General features: G+C 64.2%; 10 protein-coding genes. 6 read left to right on the top strand and 4 right to left on the bottom strand.

Annotated elements, in window-relative coordinates; all coding sequences use genetic code 11:
• On the top strand, positions 1 to 240 hold a 240-nt coding region (locus ASG57_RS38940), incomplete at its 5' end, for a hypothetical protein (RefSeq protein ID WP_210169292.1).
• A gap of 144 nt (positions 241 to 384) precedes the next feature.
• On the opposite strand, the gene ASG57_RS18630 is transcribed toward ASG57_RS38940, so the two are convergent.
• A complete protein-coding gene (locus ASG57_RS18630; protein WP_024342516.1) occupies positions 385 to 786 on the bottom strand; it encodes a hypothetical protein in 402 nt (133 codons plus the stop codon).
• Positions 787 to 1,079: 293 nt separating this feature from the next.
• Between ASG57_RS18630 and ASG57_RS18625 the strand changes: the two genes are divergently transcribed.
• Positions 1,080 to 1,331, top strand: a complete 252-nt coding sequence (locus ASG57_RS18625) for a DUF2798 domain-containing protein (RefSeq protein WP_024342517.1) — start codon at positions 1,080 to 1,082, stop codon at positions 1,329 to 1,331.
• 5 nt (positions 1,332 to 1,336) lie between these two features.
• Here ASG57_RS18625 and ASG57_RS18620 read toward each other — a convergent pair whose 3' ends face one another.
• The 3 genes from ASG57_RS18620 to ASG57_RS18610 all read right to left on the bottom strand — a co-directional run bounded on the left by ASG57_RS18620 (position 1,337) and on the right by ASG57_RS18610 (position 4,570).
• Complete coding sequence (locus ASG57_RS18620; RefSeq protein ID WP_024342518.1) at positions 1,337 to 3,124, bottom strand: chloride channel protein; 1,788 nt, start codon at positions 3,122 to 3,124, stop codon at positions 1,337 to 1,339.
• Between the two features lie 13 nt (positions 3,125 to 3,137).
• Positions 3,138 to 3,791 (bottom strand): class II aldolase/adducin family protein, encoded by a 654-nt coding sequence (locus ASG57_RS18615; protein WP_200948567.1) that lies wholly within the window; start codon positions 3,789 to 3,791, stop codon positions 3,138 to 3,140.
• A gap of 152 nt (positions 3,792 to 3,943) precedes the next feature.
• Positions 3,944 to 4,570, bottom strand: coding sequence for a MarC family protein (locus ASG57_RS18610; RefSeq protein WP_057196959.1), 627 nt, complete (start codon positions 4,568 to 4,570; stop codon positions 3,944 to 3,946).
• A gap of 211 nt (positions 4,571 to 4,781) precedes the next feature.
• On the opposite strand from ASG57_RS18610, the gene ASG57_RS18605 reads away from it, so the two are divergent.
• From ASG57_RS18605 to ASG57_RS18590, 4 genes are all read left to right on the top strand, one after another.
• Positions 4,782 to 5,675 (top strand): gamma-glutamyl-gamma-aminobutyrate hydrolase family protein, encoded by an 894-nt coding sequence (locus tag ASG57_RS18605; protein ID WP_057196958.1) that lies wholly within the window; start codon positions 4,782 to 4,784, stop codon positions 5,673 to 5,675.
• A 3-nt stretch (positions 5,676 to 5,678) separates the two neighbouring features.
• Positions 5,679 to 6,866 (top strand): carboxylate-amine ligase, encoded by a 1,188-nt coding sequence (locus tag ASG57_RS18600; RefSeq protein WP_024342522.1) that lies wholly within the window; start codon positions 5,679 to 5,681, stop codon positions 6,864 to 6,866.
• Between the two features lie 86 nt (positions 6,867 to 6,952).
• Positions 6,953 to 7,159, top strand: coding sequence for a LapA family protein (locus ASG57_RS18595; RefSeq protein WP_024342523.1), 207 nt, complete (start codon positions 6,953 to 6,955; stop codon positions 7,157 to 7,159).
• A 113-nt stretch (positions 7,160 to 7,272) separates the two neighbouring features.
• Positions 7,273 to 7,854, top strand: a complete 582-nt coding sequence (locus ASG57_RS18590; RefSeq protein ID WP_057196957.1) for a YciE/YciF ferroxidase family protein — start codon at positions 7,273 to 7,275, stop codon at positions 7,852 to 7,854.

The following is a 7,854-nucleotide window of genomic DNA, read 5'->3' as shown; positions in this document are numbered from 1 at the left end:
GGCTCACGGAGAGCAATCCGCCCTGCCCCTGACCTCTCGTGCACGACGCTGCCGCGTCCACCGCAAGCCCGGCTCGCGAACATGACGACCACACGATCGCCCCTCAAGGATGAGCCGGGATGGGCCACACATACGCTGTTTCCGAATTTCGGTAAAGCGGAATATTTTCGCGCGCGCGGATTGACAGAGGGCGACACAGGCACGCCGCGGACACGGTGGAGCGCCGGCGTCATCTGGTAAGGAGTAAGGGCGCGAGATCTCGGGCGAACAGCGCCGGATTGCGTTTCGCTCGCTCCGGGCTTCAGGAACGCAGAAACATCAAAAAGGGCAGCGCAAAGCACCGCCCTTTTTCAAGCACTACTCAATCGGGTCGAGAATGACCGCTCAATATGGCGCGTAACGATAGCCCGGATCGTAGTAGTAGGGGCCGCCGCCATAATAGCCCGGGCCACCATAATACGGACGCGGGCCATAGCCGTAGTGATAGCGGTTCTCGTAGTACTCGCGGCGGCGGCTCTCGGCGATCGCGCCTCCGATTATACCTGCCGCCATGCCCATGAAGGCGAGTCCTGCGGCGTTCGGCCCGCGCCTATGATAGTGGCGACGCCGGGCTGCGCCGAAATCGGTGACATCGGACGTGGGCTGGCTTGCAGCAGCCGCCTTGGCCGGTGTCCCGGACGAGGCAGCCGCGGAAGGGGATGCGGAGGCCGCAATCAGGGCGAGGCTTGCAAACGCAGCCACGACAGTGTTGCGGCCGGCTGCGGAAATCATGGGTCCAGTACTCATTTTCGACCTTCCTCTATTCTCGCCGAAAGAGACATAAGCAAACCATCTACAAGGCGCAAACCGCTGAAATGGTTTCCTGATCGCGGCGATCTGCCACGTTTTGAACGATTGTAAACCGAACGATCCGATCCAGCTTGCGCCATCCAACCTGAGCGGATAATGAACAGCCGCGCCGTTTTAGGCTGCCGTAAGCGTTTCACGTGAACCAACGCATCAACCGACGCCGTCGGGATCGATGCCATTTTCCTGGGTTTCAACGTGCTCGACGCGTCCATTTCCTCGAAAGAAATCAGATGATTGCGGTTCGTAAACTGCCGGCGCGCTATGCGCCGATCGTGATGCCGTTCGTGCTGTCCATCCTCATGACGGCCGTGGTGTCGGTCATATCGACGCTGCGGAGCCTCGGCGCGACGCCGGCATTCCTGGCGACCTGGCCGGGCGCCTGGGCGCTGTCCTGGCTCGTCGCCTTTCCCACGCTGCTCGTGGTTCTGCCGCTGGTCCGCCGGATCGTGGCCTGCCTCGTTGCGGCCCCGCCCAGCCGATAGCCGGCCTAAGACAGCGCCCCAAGCACGCCCCGCGTCGCCTTGTCGATCTCCTCGACATAACGGCGGCGGGCGAAGCTCTCGGTGAGGAAGCCGACCACCTTGCGGCTGTCGGTGGAATCGACCACCGCCAGCATCTCGGCCTCGGCCTCGTCGAACACCGCCATCGCCGACTTCACGTTCATTTCCGGGATCAGCACGATGTCGGTCAGGCGCGCGAGCTCGATCACCTGGATCTCGTCGGCGATGGTGTCGAGATCACTGGAGAACAGGTCAGGCAAGGTGACGAGGCCGACATATTCGTCCGCATTGTTCACGATCACGATGCCCGGCCGCGAGCCCAGCGCAAATTCGCGGCGCGTGGCCGCAATCGTCGTGGTCGACGGCACCTTGCCGACGTCCGAGCGCATCAGGCGCTCGACCGTGAGATTGCGCAGCCAGCCCACGTCGTTGGCGCTGCGGATGGTCTCGCCGCGCAGATGCAGCCGCCAGGTCGAGAAGGAGTGACCGAACATGAAGCGGACGCAGATCGAGGTGACGATGCAGCCGGCCAGCACCACGGCGGTGACGTCGACGTTGCGGGTCATCTCCAGCACGAGGAACGACATGGTGAGCGGGCCGCCGACGATCGCGACGCCGAGCGTCGCCATCCCGGTCAGCATCGCGACCAGCGGATCGATGGCGAAGTTCGGGCTGATCAAAAGCAGCACCGCGGCAAAGAACTTTCCGATCAGACTTCCAACGAACAGCGAGGCGAAGAACAGGCCACCGCGGAAACCCGAGGCGAGCGAAATCAGGCAGGCCGTCACCTTCAAGGCGATGATCAGCGCGATCAGACCGATCGTCATCTCCTGGAAGAGATCGAGCACCATGGCGCCATGGCCGGCCGCCAGCACCTGCGGCGTGACGATGGCGAACCCGCCGACGATGAGGCCGCCGATGACCGGGCGGAACCAGACCGGCAACCAGGCGAACAGTCGCTCGAACATCGGCGAGGAACGCATCACGGCGATGCCGACGCCGCTGGTGATGAGCGCAAGCCCGATGAGAGCCAGATATTGCTCGACGCCGACGGCGCTGACCTTCGGTATCTCCAGTGAATACGGCGCGCCGCCCAGCCATTGCGCGGTCAAGGCGCCCGCAAGCGAGGCGGCGAGGATAGGAGCGGCGCTGCCGACCGCATAGACGCCGACGATGAGCTCGCAGGCATAGAAGGCTCCGGTGATCGGCGCACCGAACGCCGCCGCGATCGCAGCAGCAGCGCCGCAGCCGACCATCAGGCGCAGATCGTTGCGGCGCAGATTGAAGAACTTGCCGATCACCGAGGCGATGCCCGAACCGATCTGCGTGTAGCCCGCCTCGAGGCCGACGGAGGCACCGCAGCCATTCGAGATCAAAGTCTGGCCCGCCACCACCACGCTGTCTCGCATCGACAGATTGCCGCCGCGCAACGCGTTCGCCTCGATCGGATCGACAGCATTCGATATCTTCATGCGCCGCCGCAACCATTCCATGATTCCGAGCGACAGCCCGCCGACTGCGGGCGCGATCAGTGCCGCCCACGGACTGACGCTCGCGTGAGCCGACAGGTGGACATCAATCGGGATTCCGTAGATCACCACGTGCGCGATCTGCGCGATCCCGGCCATCAGCGTCACGACCGCGCCGGCGAGCGTGCCGATCACGAGCGCGAGCGGGATCAGGTAGAACTCATTGCTGCGCAAGAGGGCACGCAGCCGAACCATGGTGCGGCTCGTCCCCTTGCCATCGACGAGATGTCTGATCCGCACGAACACCTCTTGCCCGCCCCTACCCTTCCGACAGGCCGTAGCCGGCCATGCGCCGGCGGACGCGTTCGATCTCGTCGCTGGGGAGCAGCGGCGGTCGTCCGATCTGGAGGCAGCCGTGATATTGCCGCGCCAGCGTCTCGACCTCGACGGCCAGCCACATCGCCTTGTCCAGCGTCTTGCCCATCGCGATCATGCCGTGGTGGTCGAGCAGGCAGGCCAGCCGGCCCTCCAGCGCCCGCACCGCATGGTCCGATAGCTCCGCCGTTCCGAACGTCGCATAAGACGCGCAGCGGATGCTCTCGCCGCCGGCTGCCGCGATCATATAGTGCACCGGCGGGATCTCCATGCCCATGATCGCCAGAATGGTGCAATAGGTCGGATGCGCATGCACGACGGCATTGACGTCGGGCCGCGACTTCAGGATGTCGCGATGGAAGCGCCATTCGCTCGATGGCTTCTGGTGCGGCGCGTGCGTACCGTCCATCGCCATGAAGACGATCTGGTCCGGGGTCATCGCGTCATAGGGCACGCTGGTCGGCGTGACCAGAAGTCCGTCCACATGCCGGACACTGATATTGCCTGATGTGCCCTGGTTGATGCCGAGCGCGTTCATGCGACGGCAGGCGTCGATGATGGCCTGTTTCTTGGCGAGCTCGTCCGCTGTCATCGACATCAGATCTCCTGACGATGGGCTTGTTGGATCGGAAGTACGTCAAGCAATATGGCAGCGCAAGCGAAAGCGTCCCGGATCTGGCGGCCCGTCTTGCCGGCACGTCTGCCCGACCACGAAATAATGGCGAAGCCAACAAACAGATTGTCGCAGCCCTATGGCAGGCTGGTCCGGACGGCCGCAATCCCGTTGATCACGAACTGCACGGAATAAGCCGCGAGCAGCATGCCGAGGACGCGCGAGAGCACGGCATTGCCGGTACGCCCGAGCGTGCGCGCGATCAGGCTCGCGGAGAGAAAACACAGCATGCAGATCAGGCAGACGCAGAGCACGACGGCGATGATGATGGCGAGCCGCGGTCCGTAGCCGGCGTCGCCCGAAAGGAGCAGCGTGGTCGCAATCGCGCCGGGGCCGGCCATCATGGGGATCGCCAGGGGAAACACTGCGACGTCCGAGACATGCTCCGCGGTCGCCTTGTCGGCCTCGCGTGCCTCGCGGTGCGGACGATCGCCGAAGATCATCTGATAGGAGACGCCGAACAGCAGCAGGCCGCCGGCGATCTGGAAGGCGGGGATGCCGATCCCGAGCTCGCGCAGCAGCCAGTTTCCGACCAGCGCGATCACCACCAGGATCGAGGCGGCGATCAACGGCGCGCGCAGCGCGATCGTTCGCTTGGCCTTGTCGGGCAGGCCGGCTGTGGCAGCGAGAAAGGCGGGCACGAGACCGACAGGATCGATCACCAACAGCAGCGTCACGAAGGCGGACAGAGAGAAATCAATCATGAGCGCTTCTCCCCGTCCGGCTGTTCGAGTGCGAGCAATAACAAAAGTTAAGGCTCGTGCTGAGTAAATAGATCGAGCGGCTCGATCATGAAGCAACCATTCTCTACGATTGCCGTTTTACTCGGCATCGCCACACGAATAGAAGCAGCCGAGACAATTGCACGAGCCCCGCTCCAGAATCGATCCGCACGATCCCGTTGCATGCAGCCGCATGGCGCTTCGATTGGGGACAAACGTCAGAGAGCTCAAGGCTGCCATTCATCAATTCGGCAGCGCGGCCGATGCGGTCGCCTATGGCCTTCAGCAATGGAGACATAGCGCCTCGCGCCGCCAGTGGCAGGCTCGCAGCGGTTCACCGCAGGTCGGCATTCTCTCCGATTCCATGGTCGCGCGTGGCGAGCAGCTCGCCTCGGTCGCGCTGATCTGCGTCAAGGCCGTGGGCCTCGTGGCCGGCGCCGTGCCGCGCATCCTGCCCGTCGCGCCAGAAGCCGACGTCGATGCCTATCTCGACGGGCTCGACGGCCTTTTCGTCGGCGGCGGGCAGACCAACGTTCATCCGTCGCGCTATGGGCGAATTGCGGACGAGGCACGCGACGGGCCGTTCGACGAATTCCGCGACGAGGTCGCACTCCGGCTGATCCCACGGGCGCTGGCGCGAGGCATCCCCGCGCTTTTCATCTGCCGGGGAATTCAGGAGCTCAACGTCGCCTTTGGCGGCACGCTGGCGAAGGAGCCGGACGATTTGCCGGAGGACAAGCGCCATGGCACGCCCGAGGCGGACAACGAGGACGCCCGCTACCGGCTGCGGCAGAAGGTGACGCTGCGAAAGGGTGGCGTCCTGCAGGATATCTGTGGCGCAGACTCGATCACCGTGAACTCGCTGCACAGCTTTCTCATCGCCGATCTCGCTCCGGGTCTGGTCGCGGAGGCCGTGGCTGAGGACGGTTCGATCGAGGCAGTCAGCGTCGAGGGCGCGAGCGATTTCGCCGTCGGCACGCTCTTTCACCCAGACTATTGGGCGAGCTCCGACCATGCGTCGGCGCGTATCCTGACAGCCTTCGGGGACGCGGTTCGCCGCCATGCCAAGGCGCAAGGGGCAGCATAGGTCATGCACCGTTACCGCTTCGGCATCGAAGAGGAATACTTTCTGGTCAGCCGCCAGTCCGCGGCACCACGATCGGAGCTGCCCAAGCCCTACATGGCGGCAGCCCAGAAGCGCCTCGGCGAGCGGCTGACTACCGAGATCCTGCAATCGCAGATCGAGGTGGCGACCCCGCCGCTGACGTCCTCGGGCGATGCTCGGGCCGAGCTCGCGCGCTATCGCTCGGTTCTTACCGAGGTCGGCAAGGAGCACGGCGTCGGAATCATCGCGGCGGGCACGCATCCGCTGGCGCAGCCGCAGCAGCAGCGCATGACGCGCAAGCGCCGCTACAGCAAGGTCATCAGCGACCTCGGAATGGTCGGCCTCGGCAATCCGATCAGCGGACTGCACGTTCATGTCGAGGTGCCCGAGCCCGACCTGCGCGTCGAGATCATGCACCGCCTCGTGCCGTTCCTGCCGCTGCTGCTGGCGCTCTCGACCTCGTCGCCGTTCTGGTGCGGCTATCCAACGGGATTGCTGGGCTACCGCAATGCCGCCAACGACGCCCTGCCCCGCACCGGCTTTCCGGAGATGTTCCGGAACCTGGCCGAATACGAGACGTATGTGAAGACATTGGTCGATGCAGGCATCGTGCCCAACGCCACCTATGTCTGGTGGGCGCTGCGGCCCTCGCTTCAGCATCCGACCCTGGAGCTGCGCATCACCGATTGCTGCACCGCTACCGCGGACTCCGTGGCGATCGCAGCGCTGTTTCGCGCGCTGGTCCGCCATGCCGTCCACCATCCCGACCTGAACGCCACGCATTCGGCCGTGCACCGCGCGTTGGTCGAGGAGAATCGCTGGCGCGCCCAGCGCTACGGAACCGACGGCACCTATATCGACCTGGTGTCGTTCGAACCGATTTCATTTCGAAGCTGGCTTGATTCCGTGATTGCCATGCTGGCACCTCATATCGCGCATCTGGGCATCGAAGACGATATCCAGCATCTCAAGTCGATACCCAAGCGCGGCACTTCGGCGCATCTTCAGCTCGAATATTTCCGCAGCTTGAGGAAGTTCGGCCGGTCGCCGCGGGAAGCCATCGGGGACGTGACGAAATGGCTGCGGACGTCGACCGAAGCCGGTGACTTCACCGCCCGGGGCGGCGAGCCGAAGACGCCTCCGGCGCGGCAACCGCTCGCGGATCTGGTCTGACCATCACGAAGCGGTCGCATGGAACGACGTTTCGGCGGCCGACTTAAGCTCAGCATGACCGCAATGAACATCGGTGGAGACCAATCATGAGCGACAGCGGAGTGAGCATGCTCCTGGGCCACGCCTCGGCCCAGATGCTTTGGCTCTGGTTCATCGGCGCGTTCGTGCTCGGCGGGGTCCTTGTTTACGGGGTGATGAAGGCCGGCCATCTACGCCGCAGCGAACGGGCACGCCTGGATCGTGCGACGGAAGAGCGACAGCGCCAGGAAGACCCCTACAAGCGTCCGACCTGAGCGAGCCCGGCGAACGCCGGGTGCGATTTGGAACTTTTCGTTCCCCGGAGGTTTTGATCGCCCGAGGATTGAGGAAGGCGAGGCCTTCCCGTGTCGCCTCATGAGGAGGACGTATGGCTAAACGAGCGAAGAAACGCACCACCAAGAAGTCCGCGGCCAAGAAGACCGCGGCACGCCGCCCGCGTCAGGCGCCGAAGATGCTCAGCGATCTGTTTCTGGAGACGCTGAAGGACATCTATTTCGCCGAGAACAAGATCATCAAGACCTTGCCCAAAATGGCGAAGGCAGCACAGTCGAAGGAGCTGGCCGCCGCCTTCAACAAGCACTTGCGCGAGACCCAGGGCCAGGTCAAGCGGCTGGACCAGATCTTCAAGATGCTGGGCAAGCCCGCACGCGGAAAGCCCTGCGAGGCGATCAACGGCATCACCGACGAGGGCGCCGAGATCATGAAGGAGTTCAAGGGTGCGCCGGCACTCGATGCGGGCCTGCTCGCGGCCGCACAGGCGGTCGAGCATTACGAGATCTCGCGCTACGGCACGCTGCGCACCTGGGCCGAGGAGCTCGGCATGCAGGACGCGGCAAGGCTGCTCCAGGAGACGCTGGACGAGGAAGAGGCGACCGATCACGCCCTGACGGAGCTCGCCACCTCCGTGATCAACCTCGAGGCCGAAGAAGAGTACCGCGCGGCGGCCTGA

This window comes from Bradyrhizobium sp. Leaf396 (genome assembly GCF_001424605.1).
In the GTDB taxonomy this organism is placed as follows: Bacteria; Pseudomonadota; Alphaproteobacteria; order Rhizobiales; family Xanthobacteraceae; genus Bradyrhizobium; species Bradyrhizobium japonicum_C.
Note: the sequence above shows the minus strand (reverse complement) of the source record. Positions and strands in the feature narration are given on the sequence as shown.